This is a genomic window from Weissella confusa (assembly GCF_004766315.1).
Classification (GTDB): domain Bacteria; phylum Bacillota; class Bacilli; order Lactobacillales; family Lactobacillaceae; genus Weissella; species Weissella confusa_A.
Genome location: NZ_PVSN01000075.1, coordinates 1 through 17,843 on the forward strand (window position 1 = coordinate 1; position 17,843 = coordinate 17,843).

The following is a 17,843-nucleotide window of genomic DNA, read 5'->3' on the forward strand; positions in this document are numbered from 1 at the left end:
ACGGTTCCAGTTAAAGCATCGGTCATGATAAGCGGATGGTAACCGACGTTCAAGTAGTGATAATTAAAACCAATTTTTTCTTGATGACCAAAGGTCTCAAAGTAGGTTGAATCCAAATCTAGCACCAGTTCAGTATTGGCTGATCTTTCATCAATTAAAGAGACAATACGACGATTTAATTCTTGTAGCTCATCAATGTCTTCGTTCGTGAGACGTGATAGAAATCTGGAAATAGTTGGTTGAGATGCCATGTTTTGCGCATAAACAAGTCGATGTTCGATATATTGGGTCAAGTAATCTGCAACGTCGTCGTTGCGATAACCTTCGATAACTTGAATGAGCATTTGCAATAACAATTCTACCTTAGCATAGCGTGGATTTTTGCGATTATCGTTGAATTCAACGTTATTAAAGAGCCTGGAAATTACAGGCGAATTCAGAAAAATACTAAGCAGCACGTTGCCACCATCCGAGGTAATTGGTGCCCCATTGTTTGAAACTGCAACTAAATGGTTGCTAGGTAATACTTTTTGAGTCATAATTTTAGACGCTCCAATTTTTGAGTATTTGGTTTGTTTTCCACTAACAAAATATCATAAAAAAGAGCTCCTATGGTTTTCACCCAACGGGTGAAAGCGCAAAACCCGCTGAAACGGTATTAACTTGCTGTTTCAGCGGTTTTTTGTTTGTCTTGATGAATAATCCGGGGTTGACGTTGTATTCGTCACCGCATCATTTGCCGTACTCGTCGCATCCCCCGCCATACTTGTCGTGGTTCCCATATCAGCAACCGTGTCATTTGCGGCACTAGCTGCTGAACTTGCATTAGTCGCATCTGCTACTGCCGACGCAACTGTTTGTGCATTTGCCAAAGCTGTTGACGCTGCTGTTGCTTCTGACATTGCTTCAGAGGCCATCGTCGCTGCACTATCTGCCGTTGACTGATAACCATCCGCAGCGGTACTTGCCACTACCGCAGCGCTCGACATATCAGTCGCTGTTTGCGCAGCCGTTGACGCAGCGTCAGCCGCTGAACTAGCGGTCGCTAAATCACCGGCTTGCGCTGCAGAACTTGCAACTGACGCCAATGATGCTGCTGTTGATGCGGCATCAGCAGCCGTCTTAGCCATCGAAGTCGCATTCGATGCTGCTTGTGACGCCAAACTATCAGCGTATTCAGCATACGAATTTGCATCGGCTGCTTTTTGTCCTGCCACCGTAGCATCAGTCGCAGCAGTAGCCGCATCTGATGCTGCTGAAGCCATCGCCGAGTTACCGGCATAGGCAGAGTCAGCTGCTAATGATTTAGCTGCACTGGCTGCTGCTGAGGCACTTGAAGCTGTCGTTGTCGCTGTTTGTGCCGTCTGACTTGTGGCCGTACTTTGAGCGGTAATTGCACTTGAAGTTGCATTCACTTGATCAGCGGTTGAATCAGTTGTCGTTGCAGCTGAACTTGCTTGATCAGCTGAGCTTTGCGCCAAAGCTGCTTGTTCAGAAGCTTCGGCAGCTGTTTCAGCAGTGGTCAATGCATCGTTAGCTGTTTGCAAGGCACTTTCGGCAATGGCCTTCGCTGAATCAGCTACTGCAGCATCTGAGCTCGCTGCACTGGCAGCGGCCGTAACATCTGTCATTGCGGTCGCAACATCTGTTTGTGCCGATTCAGCAATTGCTTGTTGTGCAATCGCTTCTGATGCGGCCGAACTAGCAATATCATAACGACCTTCTTGGGCAGCTGAACTAGCGACTGCATAAGCTGACTGCGCAGCATCATTAGCTGCTTCAGCAATCGCCGTTGCGCTATCAACAACCTTTTGTGCATCAGCCAAAGATGCTTGGGCAGCACTAGCTGCTGAAGCGGCTGATTGGGCCGTTGACGCTGCAGTAGATGCAACCGTCGCTGCTGATACAGCAACATCGTTAGCTGATTGAATCGTTGCATTGCTTGCGTAAGCCGAATTAGTAATTAGTGATCCGATTGCATCTGCAACTGAACTTGCTGCCGTTGCGTTTGACGTGGCATCCGCAGCTGAACTAGTTGCGTTCGTTACATCCACCGTAGCGTCAGACATCGCACCCGTCGTTTCAGCTTGACTATCCGTCGCAGTCGTCGCAGCCTCATCTGCTGCTGACGCGGCTGAACTTGCCTTCGCTGCTTCATCAGCAGCCGAGGCAGCCGTCATCACTTGATCGGCTGCTGACGCCAAATCATCACGAGCCGCGTCTGCATCAGCTGCATAGCTCGATGCTTGCGCAGCTTGACTTTGAGCGACCGCGACCGCACCAGACGCAACTGTTGCGGCACTCTCCGCAGCTTCACGGGCGCTATTTACCAAGGCAGCTTGTGAAACCGCTGCATCAGACATCGCCATTGCTTCACTGTAATTACCAGCTGACAACAGTGAGTCTGCAGCCGTAAACATTGAAGATGCTAACACGGCTTCGGAAGCCGCTACTGACGCTGCTGAAGACGCAACAACCGCAGCTGATGATGCACGGTTGTATTGTGCCGTCGCATTTGAGGCAGCCACACTAGCACTAGCGTTCGCAACACTAACTGCCGTGGCAGCACTTGAGGCGTCAGCAAAGGCTGATGTCATCGCTGAGTTAGATGCGTAACTTGAGGCCGTTGCTACACTAGCCAATGAAGCAAGACTGTCAGTCGCGTTGCTATTCATATTAGATGTCACTAACGCATCAGAAGTGGCTGCCGAGGCAGCTGAACTTGCGTCAACGACGGCCTGACTTGCATTCGCGTTAGCCGTTGAAGCAGCTGCTGAATCAATATCAACCGCGATTCCCGTGTCACCAGTCTTACCATCAACCCCGGCGGCAGCTGAAGCGGCTGTTTCAGCTGATTGCGCAACAGATGCGGCATTTGAAGCAACGACCGCCAAACTAGCGGCGTTAGATGACGCCACTTCCGCGTGCGCCATAGCTGAATTGGCGACATCCGCAGCGCTTGAAGCCGTAGATGCAGCTTCACTCGCAGCACTAGCCAACGTTTGCGCGTCAGCGGCGGCTGATGTCGCTTGCGTAATATCCCCAGCAGCCATGTATGAATCAGCAGTCGAAGCGGCTACTGATGCGGCTGTTGCGGCTGAACTAGCTTCACTCGCAGCAACATTTGCGGCACTTGAGGCCTTAGCTGCCACACTGGCAGCATTTGCAGCTGTAGCAGCTGCACTATCAGCATCCAAAGCAGCCTTGGCGACTGCTGAGTTACCAGCCTCAGATCCAACCTTGGCATAATCCAACGCGGCTGATGCATTGCTTGCAGCACTATTTGCAGCGTCCGTTGCACTAGTCATGTTCGTTTGGGCATCACTAGCCATTGAAGCTGCTGATTGGGCATCACTAGCGGCCAAATCAGCATTTGCGCTAGCGGTTGACGCAGCCGTCGATCCAGCAGAAGCTGCTGAACTAGCTTGAATAGCGGCTGCACTTGCTGCCGCTGATGCTGATGAAGCCATTGAAGCTAGTGTTTAAATTTGGCTCATCAACGATTGTTGTGAGCTCAATGCTGCTGAAGAAGTTAATGACGCGTTAGCTGAAATACCAGCTGCTACCGTCGCCAAACTTGAGGCTGCCAATGCGGCAGAACTTGCCACACCAGCTGCACTCGCGACGACTGAGGCAGCACTTGAAGCCGTTGCGTTCTGTGCAGAGGCAACGCTTGCTTGCAAACCGGCTGCCGCGTTAGCTGAGGTTACCAAACTCATCGCCGTTGATGCGGCCCCAGCGGCGCTTGAAACGGCTGCATTCGATGCGTATGAGCTGCCAGCGGCCTTTGAGTTCACGTCAGCTGCTGAACTAGTAGCTAGCAACGCTGAGTCAGCTGTACTGTCAGCATTGATTGCGCTGTCGTTGGCCGTTGAAGCAACCTTAGCGGCATTAGAAGCCATGATTGAATCTGTCGACATGTTTGTCACTGCTGTTTGCGCGGCGCTATTTGACGCAGTTGCAGTCGACATCGTGATGCTAGTTGCCGCCGAAAAGGCTCTTGCGGCAGCTGAACTGGCCACACCGGCGTAATAACTACCCTCATCTTCTGCACCATCCACATACGACGCCGTTTTAGTCAGTGAATCACCGTCAAACACTGCATTCAATGATGTCATAAAGCTTGATTGGACTGCTGACAATGATGTAAACGCTGCACTTGTTGATGCCATCATCTTAGCAATAGATGATAGTGCGCTTGCATCGTTAGCTGTATTAGCCGACGCATATAAATTAGCGTACGAATTATATGTCGATGCAGCACTAGAGACATCCGCGTTAATCGAGCTAACGTGCGTTAATACAGAGCTACTTAAAGCGACAGTCTGAGTGGCATTTACTAGATTGTTCGCGTAAGCAGTTGCTTGACCCGTTGTTAATTTCACATAATTCGACGCACTACGAGCCGCCAAACTAATATCAGTATTACCCGCGTATTGGCTCTGAGCAGCCAATGACGAAATTAAGCTTGAATACGATTGCGCTGCTGATTGTCCAGCCGCCTCGTATGAAGCCGCTAGTGAAACAGAACTCAACAAAGCCGCCGCTGATGCCATTTCAGAAGCCACTGTATCTCCGGCAGTTGAGGCCGACAAAGCAGGCGTATAGTCAATCGTCGCTGCACTATTTGACGCACCGAACGTCCCATTTACTGCCGTGTAATTCGCGTTATAGCCAGAAACAGATGGCACCGCATAGCTGTATGCACTGCCCGTAACACCATAAACAACCGCTGACGATTGTGATGTTGCAGTTCCTGAATTGTTCTCAAACAAAAACTGTACGGTCAACGATCGTTCAGCAATCGTGTTATACAAACTCGTCGTTGCTGATTGGGCGCTCAATGTTTGCAATTGCGCAGCTGAGACTGCTGCAATCGCTGAACTTGTCACGACCATCAAACTCTTGGCTGCGCTCGCATAACTTTGGGCAAATGATACTTGTTGACTGTATGATACGGAAGCCAAACTAAATGATGCAATCGCATCGGCCGCTGATGACACTTGTCCCGCTGCGGCCATGCTTGAAGCGGCAGCTAAATAAGATGACGCTGAGGCTGACGTAATTGCCGCCGCAGATTCAACTGAAGACGTTTGGGTATACATGTTTGAAGCCGCCGAGGCAGCCGACTTGGCAATCGATGTATTCGTTGATGCCACAACATTTGCACTACTTGCAATAGCTGCAATCGAACCGATGCTTGATGCAACAGAAGCGACTGATGAGTTGCTACTGTACTTTGATGCAAGTGAGCTGGCTGATGACGCCGTTTGACTAGCTGATGAGGCTTCAACGCTTGCTGAAGAAGACTTCGCTGCACTCGTTGCTGACGAAATCATTGAACCTGCTGATGATGCATCTGATGACGCTGAACTAGCAACACTTGAAACCGCACTAACCGACTTTGGCAAAACCGTTACCGTCGCCATTGAATTTGTGGCATTACCAGCCGCATCAGTTGCTGTAATTTGAACTTGATAAGTCCCAGCCGAAGCCGTGTTAATACTTCCGCTGGTCAAACTTGTCGTCACCGCCTTTGGTGAGTTGTCTCCCAAAGACGTCACAAGACGGGTCACCATGTCCGAACTATTAATCGTCTCGTTTTGTTGGTAAGTAACCGTATTAGTCAATGACATCTTTGGTGCTTCAATATCCTTATATTGAATTTGAATATTGTTGTTTGCCGTCGCTGATGTCACCAACAAATTAGTCGTCGATGCGACTGGTCCACCACTATTTGTATTAGCCGCATATGAAACGGCCACGGCTGAATAACCGGAAATGCTTGGTGCGGCAAAGGTTGTCTTAGCGTTCGTGGCTACGGGCGTCGTTGCGCCTGTGATTCCGACAGCTGTCCAGTTATCCGCTGTAAAACTCGTTGCTGATAGCAATGCTGATCCGGCCCCATCGACATACGTCACATTAACCGGCGTGCGGGCCGCAGTAGCTGATACACCCGCCAAAGAACCTGTAACCGTTGCCGGCGTTGATGTTCCACCATTGTTTCCAACCAACTCCATGACAACGTTACTTGGTAGCGCAATCGTTTGGGTAACCGTCTTTGCTCCCTGACCACCGTTCATCGTAATCGTCATACTTCCAGTCACAAAGGCACCCGAAACTGAAACTGGTGTCCAACTAACAGCATATGAAATAGTGGCTGAATAAGAAGTTGCTGAATTAAAGTTCGTCATACCAGAGAACAACGATTGAACTGAACTGGCATTCGTATTTGCGATAAATGAACCAGCTGAATTCGTTTGACGGATACCAACCTGGTTAATTTGACCAGTTCCATTATTTGCAATGACGAAGGCCGTACTTGGATCAACACCGCTGTCGTACCACAAATCGACACCGACCGTTGTGGCATTGGCAATACCATTAATACCGACATTGCCTCCGTTCGCGCTATACGAATTACCTGCTGCGTAGGTAGGTGCAAACATCAACCCAATAAAGTTTCCGGCTGCATAGTTGGTCGTTGAAAATGCCCCACTCATCGCAAAAGCACTTGTAGCAGCAATGGTGGTGTTATATTGCACGGCACCACTAGAACCATTCATAATTCGGTAACCCGAACCGCTTGCGGCTGCCGTCCCGCCGGCAATGCGCATATTTGCATTTGCTGACGCTCCAGTCAACGTGCTGTACGTGGCTGCGCTCGTCACTGATGCAACCCCGGAATCGGTCACTGTTACCGCAGTCGTCGTATTAACTGCAGCGCTTGCGGCCGAGGCAGCATACGCCACCCCGCCATCAAACACTTCCTCCGCGGTTTGGTACACATCCGACATTAGCGTCGTGACCTCTTCGGGCGCCATCGCCGTGGCACCACCAACGGCCAAGGCAGTCATACCGGCGATAACCCAGCGCTTTTTAGACTTATACATCTTTTTGTGTGTCTGCGGTTGTACACGCGCTTCGTCGGCCAACTTTTGTTGATAATCTTCTCGACTCATATCTTCATCCCCTCTATATAATCGATTTCATGATGAAAATTCACTTTTTCCACCCTGCATCGCCAGTTTCTCAAAAAGATATGGTCGTTATGCCATCATTCGCCCCAAGATTTTATGAATAACTCGCGATTAAACACGTTAATCAACATTCCGATTAATCGTACTTTGCTCAATTTTAGTTGATAGTTATGAATAAAGCGCTTACAAAGTTTCAGGAATGACAGCAATAAAAAAAGATTCAAACCCGCAGGTCTGAATCTTTCATCGTCATTATTGTAATGCGGCTTGCCAAAGTGGCATCATCTCATCAGCTGAGAAGGTTTGCGCCTTGCGGTAAGCACCTTCAGAAAGGGCTGCCCACAAACCAGTATCTGACAAAATTGCCGTTAAGCGATCCGCCATATCACCATGTGCACCAGCTGGTACGACATAACCGTTCATGCCGTCATCAACCAGTTCCTTCGTACCGTACGTAATATCATAAGACACCACCGGTACACCGTAACTCATTGCCTCAACCAAGTTCATACCGAAGCCTTCAGCAACTGACGTTTGGACAATTGCTTGTGCCTCAGTGTAGGCCTTGGCTAAGTTTTCACCAGTCACATAGTCACCGAAGATAACATTTTGCTCAACATCCAATTGCTTGGCCAATGCCTTCAATTCGTTCAAAATGTCGACGTTCGATGGATAACCGTGGAATGCCAACGTTGCGCCTGGAATTGACTTGACCACGCGCGCCAACGCACGAATCGCTTGATCAGGACGCTTCTCAGGTGAGAGACGGCCAACATAAGCAATACGGTGTGAAATGCGCTCTGGCAACTTCACGTGCTTGGCAGCCAAGTGGGCATCATCTACAAAGGTATCTGGCGCAACACGGAACGTCACACCTGGGTAACGCTTTTGCAAATCTTGTTGTTGTTCAACAGTTGGGACCAAGATAGCATCAAAATCCTTTACGCGACGTTCCAAAACGTTCAAGTAGGCATCGTAAAGCTTACCGCGCACTGGGTTCTTGATGTCAGGTGTGTGAATGTCGTGCAAAACAGCAAACTTCTTTGCCGCAAATTGCACATCCGCTACCACGTGATCCAAACTGCGACGGTCTGAGACCAAGACAGAACCCGGGTTTTCATTCGTTAGCTCATTCAAGAAGAACAAGAACATTTGGTCTTCCGTATTGAAGCGCCAATCACGACCCTTGTAGTTCAACAACTTGTACATCGTTGGCAAAATGTTGCCATTCACGTTCATGTGCATCACTTCAATCACTGGCACACCATCTTGGTTCAAGAACTTTTGAACCGCCAGGGCCCCATTTGGATGGAAGTAATCAACAGATGACTTAAAGCCACGCCAATCATAGTTTTCTCGCGCCGTCGTGTTACCAAAGCGGTCGTAGTAGAGAATATCATTCACCAAACCAACCGTTGCTGGCATGACATTAACGCGGGCCAATTCACGACCAGCATGATTAATTGTTGAGTAATTTGGGCCGTGCCCCTCAATGTGATACTCATCCAATGGAATTTGGTCCAACAAACGCAAAGGTTGTTCCTTGCGTTCAACGGCCGTCGTCCCTTGGAAGAAATCATACATGTTAAGCACTTCATCTTGGTTCAAACCAATTGACGCCGCATCACGCGCCAAAAAGCGATTGTAATTACGCGTCACATATAGTGCCGGTTGTCCTTGGGCATTGAACAACTTCACTCGCTTTACTTGTGAGTGCTCAGTCCCTGAATTAAATGTAAAAACATTTTCACTAATAAAATAATTCATTGTTCACACTCCTACTTTGCATCATGGGCATGTGCTGGCATGGCTGCCAACTTAGCCGGCCAAACGCGCTCAGCATCATCCAACAAACCACGCCATGCTTGCCAGACGTTTTCTTCTGAATAACGTTCTGAAGAATCATATGCGCCGGTTGAATATTGTTGCGCCAACTCAGGGTTGCGCAACACCTTCAACATCGCCTCGGCCATTGCTTGATAGTCTTCGTATGGGACAACGTTTCCGTTAACACCATCTTCAACGATTTCGTTTGGTCCGTAATTCACATCATATGAAAAGGCAATCAAACCGTGTGAAATAGCTTCCATGATCGCCAAGTTAAATCCTTCCATGCGTGACGTCAAACCGTACATCATGGCATTGTTTTCAACAGCATCGATATCCGTCGTGTAACCCTTCATCGTTACAGCGCCATCCAAGTTGTACTCGCGAATTGCTTCTTCAACCGCAGTACGGGCCTTGTAGTTATCAGTTGGATCAGCATAACCGTACAAGTCCAACGTGACTTGTGGGAATTCCTTGTGCACGATACCAACGGCACGTACCAAGTCATCCAAGTGCTTTTCCCAGGCGATACGGGCAAAGGCGATGACCTTACCGAATTCACGTTGTGCAACTGGCACACGTGGTGCGTTCAACAATTCATCAGGTACAACCCCGACCGGAATCGTGAAGAGCTTCGTCTTAGGTTGGAAACGCTCATTCACATCATGCGTTTGCTTGTGCGTCGCTGAAACAACGGCATCGTATTCATTTAATGCATTCATCGCAAACTCATAGTGGTTGTTCAAAATTGAATGCATTGGGTCTTGCGCATCCCCAGCGTGAGAATTGTGCAAGTGCATGGCGATATAAGCCGGCTTACGCAAGCGCAAAAGTCCCCAAGCACCCAAGTGTGAACGGTCCAAGACAAACACGTTTGGCTTCTCATCTCGCCAGAAGTCATCATTCAAACGGTCAAAGAAGTGCTTCGTCAATTCTTCAATTGTATCGAATTGCAAAACATGGCCATCATGTTCAATCAAACGCCAACCAGACTTAACAAACTCACCAGCCATCGTGTTCTTGTTGAACGTCTCGATAATCGTGCGTCCTTCAGGCGTCACCCAAGTTTCTGTCCCAATCTTGTTGTCCGGTGTATACCATTGCAACAATGAGGCGAAACCGCGTGAGTCATAGTGATCAACACGGAACAAGTTGTTGTAGCCGTCGAATAGTTCAGTTGAACGTACACGACGATCGGCGGTCGCGTCATAATTAACGCGCGCCACCAATTGACCGTTTTGTGCATTCACCAAGTAACGGTTATTCTCTGGTTCATCAACCAACACCGTTCCTGGCACACCAAAATCAAGGTCTTCAGCGTGCAACGTCTTATGCGTTACAGCCATCGCCTCTTGGAAATAATCAAACATGTTGATGAGTTGTTCGTCAGGAATCCCAGCTGCATTCGCATTAATGTGAGCGACTGGATCCCAATCGCGCAAAACGACACGTGAATCTTCATGATGATTATTAAATAATTCAAAACGCTTTAATTGCGCGTGCTCAATACCAGACTTCTGGTTTGGCATCGTCGCATTAACGAAGAAATTCATAGTACTGCCCTCTCATGAGCTTTTTATTAGTAATTAAATATTATTATCCCTATTGTAACAGTTATCATATTAAACAAACCGTATTATCTTGTTGCGTATTTTGTATGAAAAAAAGGCAACCTTTCAGTCGCCTTTCTTCGTTTCTATGCATATTGTGCCCAAAGCTTTACCAACGCTTGGGTTCCCTCGTCTCCAAGGTTCTTTTGTTCAACCAACTTTGTATACAAAGCTTCGGCCAAATCAGTGGCTGGCAAAGACAAATTCATCTTAGCTGCTTCATCCAACGCGATACGCAAATCCTTCAACAAGTGCTTTGCGTAGAAACCAGGTTCAAAGTCACCCGCCAAAACACGTGGGCCATAATTATCCAATGACCAGTTTTGGGCGCCACCAGCGGCCAACGTTTCCATCACCTTGGCAACATCCAAATCAGCAGCCTTGGCGTAAACCATCATTTCTGACATTCCCAACATCGTGGCAGCAATCATAATTTGGTTCGCCATCTTGGTGTGTTGTCCACGGCCAGCCACACCAAAGCGGTTAGCAGCCTTTGAAATGACATCAAAAATTGGTTGCAAACTGTCATAAGCTGCTTGATCACCACCAGCCATAATCGTCAACGTACCGTTCTTGGCACCAACATCACCACCAGAAACTGGGGCGTCCAAAACCTTAACGCCATACTTTTCACCATCAACGGCCAATTGCTCAGCCAAAGTTGGCGTTGACGTTGTCATATCAACGAAAATTTGTCCTGCATGTGCGCCGGCAAATAGCCCATTGTCACCATAATATTGTTCTTCAACATCCTTTGGGTAACCAACCATCGTGATGACCAAGTCGGCTGCTTCTGCAATCGCCTTTGGACCATCAGCCCATGTTGCGCCGTTATCCAACACGGATTGGGCGTGGGCCTTCGTACGGTTGTACACAACCACGTCGTAATTTGCTTTCAACAAGTTGTTGATGATGCCTCGGCCCATCACACCCGTTCCGATAAATCCAATCTTCATCTCGCGTTACCTCACTTCTATTCGTACTGTCTATTGTACACCGCTAGCAAAAAAGACCAAGAACTTATGCCCTTGGTCTAATTAATAACTATTTTTATTCTGCTTGTTCATTACGCCAAGCCGAGAACTTTTTCATCTTTACGCGATTAATTTCATCACGGAGTTGTTTAACTTCATTTGGCGTTCCCATACCGTGCCAGATAAATACCGTGCAATCCAAATCAATCGGTTGCGGTGTATCCGTCAGTAAAATATCCGTGTGCTCCGTCAATAGATGGTTAATCTGCACCTTGTAGCCCGGGAACATCTGCAACGACTGTGCCACAACCTTTTCAAGGCTTTGGTGAGCCCCGAAATCAATCGTCAAATTAACAATTGGCAAGCGATCGTAAAAGTCCGCTGACATCATAATAACTGCCATCAAATCAGGCAGTAAGAAGTTCTTGTAGTCCACATCATTATCGCCCGTCGCCACCGCAAAGCGTTCCAACACATCTTCAGAAAACTCATATGCCATTGGGAACTCAGACACCAACTGCTCACGATCCATCATGTAATCGAAGTCGTCATCCCCTGTGTATGGGTAAACCAAGTAGCGCAACAACATGGGTTGCATCGAACGTGTCACCGCGCGAATTGATTCTTGGCGACCACGATTCTTAAACAAGCACAAGTAGGCTTCGTGGAGTGCCTTTTCAAACAGACGCCAGTGCGCAATTGATTCCTCGCTCGCGTCTTCAAATTCCGTTTCGTGTGGGAAAATCGATAGCGTGTGCAACACCAAAATGATAAATCGCGCTTCTGCCTGCACTTGTTCTTCCGTGATATCTGGCAACTTACGCAACTCGCCACTCAAAGCCAAAATGAGTCGTTGGCTACTTGAAGAAAGTTGATCCGTTGGCTTCAAAAAACGATCTGCCAAAGCTGCATCCACATAGTGTTGCCCCTTCAGGCGTAACCACCAAATCGCATGTAAATGTCGCAAACTAACTAATTGCGTCTCGCGTAAGTAGGGACATTCCGGCTCAATCAACTGCTTAATTGATTCATGCGCTTGTTCACGCACTTCTTCTGGGAACGGCGATTCACGGCGACCGTTGTAATAAGACAATAGTTGCAACTTAAATAGATGAATGTGCGCTTCGTTCCCGACTAATTGATAGTCCTTAGAAATTTCGATTCCTTCACGCGCCAGTTCTTCGATAACGGCCGCGCGTTCTTTGTACATCTTTGGTACTGAGACATCAACCTTAAAAGCAAAGTCTTCCCAAGATGTAATTCGTTCATGGAACAAATCATTAATCATCTGACCACGAATTGATATTTGCAGGTAGTGTAAGCCCAAAGCTTCCCAATCCAATAATTGAATCGGTAACTTGAAAATAACATCTGAACCATCTTCAATCACAATGCTATCGGACACACCCGTGAGAATCTCAATATCAACCACTAATTGCTCAACCGTCGTCGTCACCAAATAACGCGACAAATCCAAATCTGTCATGATTTGTGTAATTGGCGCTTCCCCGATTTCCTTAAGGTAGCGAAACATCTTCAACTTATTACGGTCTTGCTTTTCATGCATCCATTTCATTTTTTCTCACCACAACCCACATTAACCAAACGTTCTCTCAATGAGAAGATACTAACATTTATACTAAATTTCTGCCTTATTTAAATCCTGACAAGTCATTAAATATCGTATAAAAACCGGACAGCTATCCAATTCGGTTGTGATTTACTGTACAATTAAGAGGACTGAAAAAATGAGTTTTCTTGGGGGTTACATGCTACTTATTGCACTTCTGGCAGTTGTTCTGCCATTAATTTTGTTGGCGGTTTTCAATATGCCAGCTATGAAAGGAATGGCTATTAGCGCCGCGGTCGTTTCACTGGCCGGCTGGTTCTTCTGGCACATTCCAACTAACGTCATGTTGGCGTCAATTCTGCAAGGGATTCACAAAACATTTCCAATTCTATGGATTTTGTTTGGGGCGTTGATGGTCTTGCACGCCTTGCGTCACACCGGTGCTATTACACGTATTAATGCTGGTTTCGAATCATTATCAGCTGACATGCGTATCCTGGCTGTTTTGATTGCCTACCTATTCGGTGGTTTGATTGAGGGTGTTTCTGGGTTTGGGACACCAGCCATGGTGACAGCACCATTGTTGATTGCCTTAGGGTTCACACCAATGGCCGCCGTTACGTTGGCCTTGGTTGCTGACTCAACTTCAGCTGCTTACGGCGCTGTGAGAACGCCGCTAACCGTTGGGTTGAGTAACGTGGCACCGTCAAACGCCACTGATTTTATGAACGAAATTGCTCGTTCAATGACCACGATTGATTTTTTCGGTGGTACATTCATGCCACTTATGTTGGTTATTCTATTGGTTACATTCTTCAATCGTGGCAAGAAATCAGCCCGCGACTGGTTGGAGATGACGCCATGGGCTTTGTTCATCGGTATCGCATACAATGGTTTTGCTTGGGTGTACGCGCACCTAATTGGTTATGAGTTCGTGTCAATTTTGACGCCACTAACATTGCTAATCATTGCCGTCATCACACTTAAGACACGTTTCTTGTTGCCAAAGACATCGTTCACGAACCCTTGGAAGGGTGCGAACTTTGCTGGCGATGGTGTCCAAAACGACGAAGAAGTTAATCAACACGCGTCAGGAAACATGTCGTTGTTGACGGCCTGGTCACCTTACCTCATCGTGGTGGTGCTCTTGTTGCTATCACGAACAATTGGCTGGTTGAAGGATTTCATGAACCACGCCATTGATTTGGGTTGGGTAAACATTCTTGGTATCAAGGGTATCAGCTCAGATTGGCCAGTTTTGTATTCACCAGGATTTATCCTAACATTGGCTGCTTTGATTGCCTTGATCGTCCAAGCACGTACAATCAAGCCATTCGTGCCAGCCGCAAAGACTGTGTCTGCCTCAATGGTCAGCACGGGAATCACATTGATGGTGACATTGATTATGGTGGATGGTGACATTGATTATGGTGCAAGTCTTCTCTAACTCAGGGATGAACACCATCGACATGCCATCAATGCCAACTTACATTGCCAAGACCGTGTCTGAACACATGGCTGGCGTTTGGGTGTTCGTTGCCCCATTCTTGGGTGAACTTGGTGCTTTCATTACTGGAAGTGCCACGGTGTCAACATTGACGTTCTCACCTATCCAAGCCGACGTTGCGGCAACTGCTCACTTGTCAGCGCCAATTATTTTGGCCTTGCAAGTTATCGGGGCCGCTGCTGGTAACATGATTTGTGTTCACAACATCGTTGCTGCTAGTGCCGTTGTTGGGTTGGCTGGTAAGGAAGGCGCAATCTTGCGTAAGACAGCCATTCCGGCCGTCGTTTACGGTCTATTGATCGGAATCGCTGGTGCTGTGATGCTAGTATTCTAATTATCATTCAAAGTCCGCTGAATTTGCAGCGGGCTTTTTTATATTGCCAAAATAAAAAGCACCGATAAATCAAACCGATTCATCAGTGCTCTATACTCTACTTTTTACGGCAAATCGTTTCCAGCTGCAAAGTAGATGTCGTACCACTCTTGGTTCGTCAACGTTACCTTGTCGCCGTCCATCATTTCGTCCAAACGGTTCACGTTCATTGAACCCAAAACAACTTGCATCTTAGCTGGGTGGTGCAAGATGAAGGCCACAGCAATCGTGTTCTTCGTTACACCATACTTGTCAGCCAATTCTTGCAACTTTGCGTTCAATACTGGGAACTTATCGTTGTCGATAAATGGTCCCTCAAAGAAGCCGTATTGGAATGGTGACCATGCTTGAATTGTCATGTTCTTCAAGCGTGAGTAGGCCAAGATGCCGCCGTCGTGGTCAAATGAACGCTCATCTGACATGTTCACGTGAATGTCAGCATCGATCATCCCCGTGTGCATGATACCGAATTGCAATTGGTTGGCAACCAACTTTTGCTTCAATGAAGCTTGGACCAACTCAACTTGCCATGGGTTCATGTTTGATGTTCCAAAGTGCTTAACCTTACCAGATGCTTGCAACTCATCAAAAGCTTCAGCAACTTGCTCAGGGTCCATCAACGTGTCTGGACGGTGCAACAAGAAAACATCCAAGTAATCCGTTTGAAGACGCTTCAATTCTTCGTCAACGGCTGAGATCAAGTGTGACTTTGAGAAGTCATAACGAGGTCCCTTCCAGCCGTCACCTGAAATTTGGCCGTCTTCAAGGATGATGCCACCCTTTGATTGCAAGAAGATGTCCTCACGGTTTACACCGGCATCCTTCAACGCTTGTCCCAAAACAACTGAACTCTTACCTGCGGCGTAAATGTCAGCTGTGTCGAAGAAGTTCACATCCTTTTCCAAAGCCTTCTCAACCAAAGCTTGTGCTTCAGCAGCAGACTTATCAGCAATACGCATTACCCCCAAGGCAACGTCAGGAACGATTAGTCCTGAGCCACCCAAATCAATTTTTGCCATTGATACTCACCTCCATGTGTATGCCCCCAGTCTACTCTTCTTCTTTAAAAAAGACCATGAACATCTGGTGAATATTCGTTATGAATTAATCCGCGAAGACAACTTCGCCTTCTTCAAAGGCAGCAATGCGGGCCAATGATTCAACACGGACGTTACGCTCGTCCAACAGGGCACGACCCTTTTGGAACGTCTTTTCAATCACGATGCCGACACCGACAACTTCGGCACCAGCTGCTTTAGCAATTTGCATCATGCCTTCAACTGCTTGACCGTTTGCCAAGAAATCATCAATCAACAACAAACGTTCGCCTGGTTGAATGAAGCGCTTATCAACAATAACGTGGTTTGTTTCTTGCTTAGTAAATGAGTACACATCCGCCGTGTAGTGGTCCTCAGATAGCGTGAGTGACTTCTTCTTACGTGCAAACACCATTGGGACGTTCAATGCTAATGCTGTAAAGACAGCCGGCGCAATCCCTGATGACTCAACTGTCAGCACCTTATCTACCTTGGCATCCGCGAACAAACGGGCGAATTCATCCCCCATCGCCTTCATCAAAGCCGGATCAACTTGGTGATTTAAGAAGTTATCAACCTTCAACACTTCTGTTCCAATGACACGTCCGTCTTGCTTAATTCGTTCCTCTAGCAACTTCATTATTCATCCCCTGTTTCTTTTTCACGTCCTGGCAAAACAATGTTTAAGAACACTGCTAATACTGACGTTACAACCACTGCATTTTCGATAACCAATCGAACCAACTCTGGTAAGTGTTGGAAAATTTGTGGGTAAACCATCACCCCAATACCAGCCCCAATCGAGATTGCGGCAATCATCAAATTACGTTCCTTGGCAAAATCCACCTTGCGCAAGATCGTCGTTCCTTGTACACCAATCGTGCCGAACAAAATCACCATTGCACCACCCAACACTGATGTTGGGATGATTGTTGCTAAAGCACCAAACTTTGGCAACAAGCCAATCAACAACAGAATGCCGGCAGCGTAGTAAATCGGCGCCTTTGATTTCACACCAGACAAACGCACCACCCCAACGTTTTGTGAAAATGTTGAGTATGGAAAGGTGTTAAACAACCCTGACAAAATAACGGCCAACCCTTCAGCACGATATCCCTTTGCCATATCATTATTCGTTAACTTGCGACCAGTTAGGTCAGCCAAGGCGAAGTACATACCAGTTGACTCAATCATCGACGTTAACGCAATTATAATCATTGTGACGATAGCCGATGAGTGGAAAGTTGGCGTTCCCAAGAAAAATGGCGTTGGTAAGTGGAACCAAGATGCTTCCGCAACCGGTGCCAATGAAACCATACCGAGTAATCCAGCAAAAATTGTGCCTAGGATAATACCGAGCAGAATCGAAATAGCTTTCGTAAAGCCCTTCGCTAACAAGCTAACCAGAACAATGACAGCCATGGTGAACACACCAACCGATAAATTCGCGGCGCTTCCAAATGATTTTGCTGCAACATCACCACCACCAAGGTTTTGAATGCCGACTGGAATCAACGCAAATCCAATGACCGTAATTAATGATCCCGTCACAACTGGCGGGAAATACTCACGCAGGCGCGCAAACAAACCCGCAATCAAGAACACAAAGATACCTGCTGAAATCGTCGCACCGTACATGGCACCAACACCCAACGTGCCACCGATATTAATCAATGGTGTCACCGATTGAATTGCAGACCCTAGCACGACTGGCATGGCGATTCCCGTCAATCGTGTGCTCTTAAGTTGCAGTAATGTTCCGATTCCCGTCATAAAAATGTCCGCTGAAATCAGATACGCCATTTGTTGTGGCAAAAAATGTAAAGCCGTTCCAATCAACAGTGGCACCAAAATACCACCTGAATACATCGCTAAGACGTGTTGTAATCCCAAAACTGCCTCCTGCAATTTGGATGTCTTAGTGTGCGTTGTAACCCCAACTTCTGTGACGGCTTCCATGATAAA

General features: G+C 47.3%; 10 protein-coding genes and 1 pseudogene. 1 reads left to right on the forward strand and 10 read right to left on the reverse strand.

Going from position 1 to position 17,843, the window contains the following annotated elements; genetic code table 11:
* From C6P11_RS10065 to C6P11_RS10095, 7 genes are all read right to left on the reverse strand, one after another.
* Window positions 1-539, reverse strand: a 539-nt coding sequence (locus tag C6P11_RS10065; RefSeq protein WP_210114240.1) for a transposase, incomplete at its 3' end; no start/stop codon positions are given.
* A 132-nt stretch (window positions 540-671) separates the two neighbouring features.
* Window positions 672-3,470 (reverse strand): hypothetical protein, encoded by a 2,799-nt coding sequence (locus tag C6P11_RS10070; protein WP_135520809.1) that lies wholly within the window; start codon window positions 3,468-3,470, stop codon window positions 672-674.
* A gap of 12 nt (window positions 3,471-3,482) precedes the next feature.
* The gene (locus C6P11_RS10075; RefSeq protein WP_135520811.1) at window positions 3,483-6,962 is read right to left on the reverse strand and encodes a KxYKxGKxW signal peptide domain-containing protein; all 3,480 of its coding nucleotides are present in this window, start codon (window positions 6,960-6,962) and stop codon (window positions 3,483-3,485) included.
* Between the two features lie 270 nt (window positions 6,963-7,232).
* Window positions 7,233-8,747, reverse strand: a complete 1,515-nt coding sequence (locus tag C6P11_RS10080; RefSeq protein ID WP_135520813.1) for a glycosyltransferase — start codon at window positions 8,745-8,747, stop codon at window positions 7,233-7,235.
* Between the two features lie 11 nt (window positions 8,748-8,758).
* Window positions 8,759-10,360, reverse strand: a complete 1,602-nt coding sequence (locus tag C6P11_RS10085) for a glycosyltransferase family 4 protein (protein WP_135520815.1) — start codon at window positions 10,358-10,360, stop codon at window positions 8,759-8,761.
* Window positions 10,361-10,503: 143 nt separating this feature from the next.
* Entirely contained in the window at window positions 10,504-11,373 is an 870-nt protein-coding gene (locus C6P11_RS10090) for an NAD(P)-dependent oxidoreductase (protein WP_135520817.1), read from the reverse strand.
* A gap of 94 nt (window positions 11,374-11,467) precedes the next feature.
* A complete protein-coding gene (locus C6P11_RS10095; protein WP_245299866.1) occupies window positions 11,468-12,967 on the reverse strand; it encodes a helix-turn-helix domain-containing protein in 1,500 nt (499 codons plus the stop codon).
* Window positions 12,968-13,160: 193 nt separating this feature from the next.
* Here C6P11_RS10095 and C6P11_RS10100 point away from each other — a divergent pair.
* Window positions 13,161-14,802: pseudogene (locus C6P11_RS10100) on the forward strand (L-lactate permease).
* Between the two features lie 104 nt (window positions 14,803-14,906).
* On the opposite strand, the gene C6P11_RS10105 reads toward C6P11_RS10100, so the two are convergent.
* The 3 genes from C6P11_RS10105 to C6P11_RS10115 all read right to left on the reverse strand — a co-directional run bounded on the left by C6P11_RS10105 (window position 14,907) and on the right by C6P11_RS10115 (window position 17,837).
* Window positions 14,907-15,860, reverse strand: a complete 954-nt coding sequence (locus tag C6P11_RS10105; RefSeq protein WP_135520819.1) for an aldo/keto reductase — start codon at window positions 15,858-15,860, stop codon at window positions 14,907-14,909.
* Between the two features lie 85 nt (window positions 15,861-15,945).
* Entirely contained in the window at window positions 15,946-16,518 is a 573-nt protein-coding gene (locus C6P11_RS10110; protein ID WP_135520821.1) for a xanthine phosphoribosyltransferase, read from the reverse strand.
* Entirely contained in the window at window positions 16,518-17,837 is a 1,320-nt protein-coding gene (locus C6P11_RS10115; RefSeq protein ID WP_135520823.1) for a nucleobase:cation symporter-2 family protein, read from the reverse strand. Before C6P11_RS10115 ends, C6P11_RS10110 begins: the two co-directional genes overlap by 1 nt.
* Between the last annotated feature and the right edge of the window lie 6 nt (window positions 17,838-17,843).

Bases quoted from the DNA above. Each gene is read 5' to 3' on its own strand.
- C6P11_RS10070 (WP_135520809.1), bottom strand. From the start codon at position 3,470: ATGGCTTCATCAGCATCAGCGGCAGCAAGTGCAGCCGCTATTCAAGCT.
- C6P11_RS10075 (WP_135520811.1), bottom strand. From the start codon at position 6,962: ATGAGTCGAGAAGATTATCAACAAAAGTTGGCCGACGAAGCGCGTGTA.
- C6P11_RS10080 (WP_135520813.1), bottom strand. From the start codon at position 8,747: ATGAATTATTTTATTAGTGAAAATGTTTTTACATTTAATTCAGGGACT.
- C6P11_RS10085 (WP_135520815.1), bottom strand. From the start codon at position 10,360: ATGAATTTCTTCGTTAATGCGACGATGCCAAACCAGAAGTCTGGTATT.
- C6P11_RS10090 (WP_135520817.1), bottom strand. From the start codon at position 11,373: ATGAAGATTGGATTTATCGGAACGGGTGTGATGGGCCGAGGCATCATC.
- C6P11_RS10095 (WP_245299866.1), bottom strand. From the start codon at position 12,967: ATGAAATGGATGCATGAAAAGCAAGACCGTAATAAGTTGAAGATGTTT.
- C6P11_RS10105 (WP_135520819.1), bottom strand. From the start codon at position 15,860: ATGGCAAAAATTGATTTGGGTGGCTCAGGACTAATCGTTCCTGACGTT.
- C6P11_RS10110 (WP_135520821.1), bottom strand. From the start codon at position 16,518: ATGAAGTTGCTAGAGGAACGAATTAAGCAAGACGGACGTGTCATTGGA.
- C6P11_RS10115 (WP_135520823.1), bottom strand. From the start codon at position 17,837: ATGGAAGCCGTCACAGAAGTTGGGGTTACAACGCACACTAAGACATCC.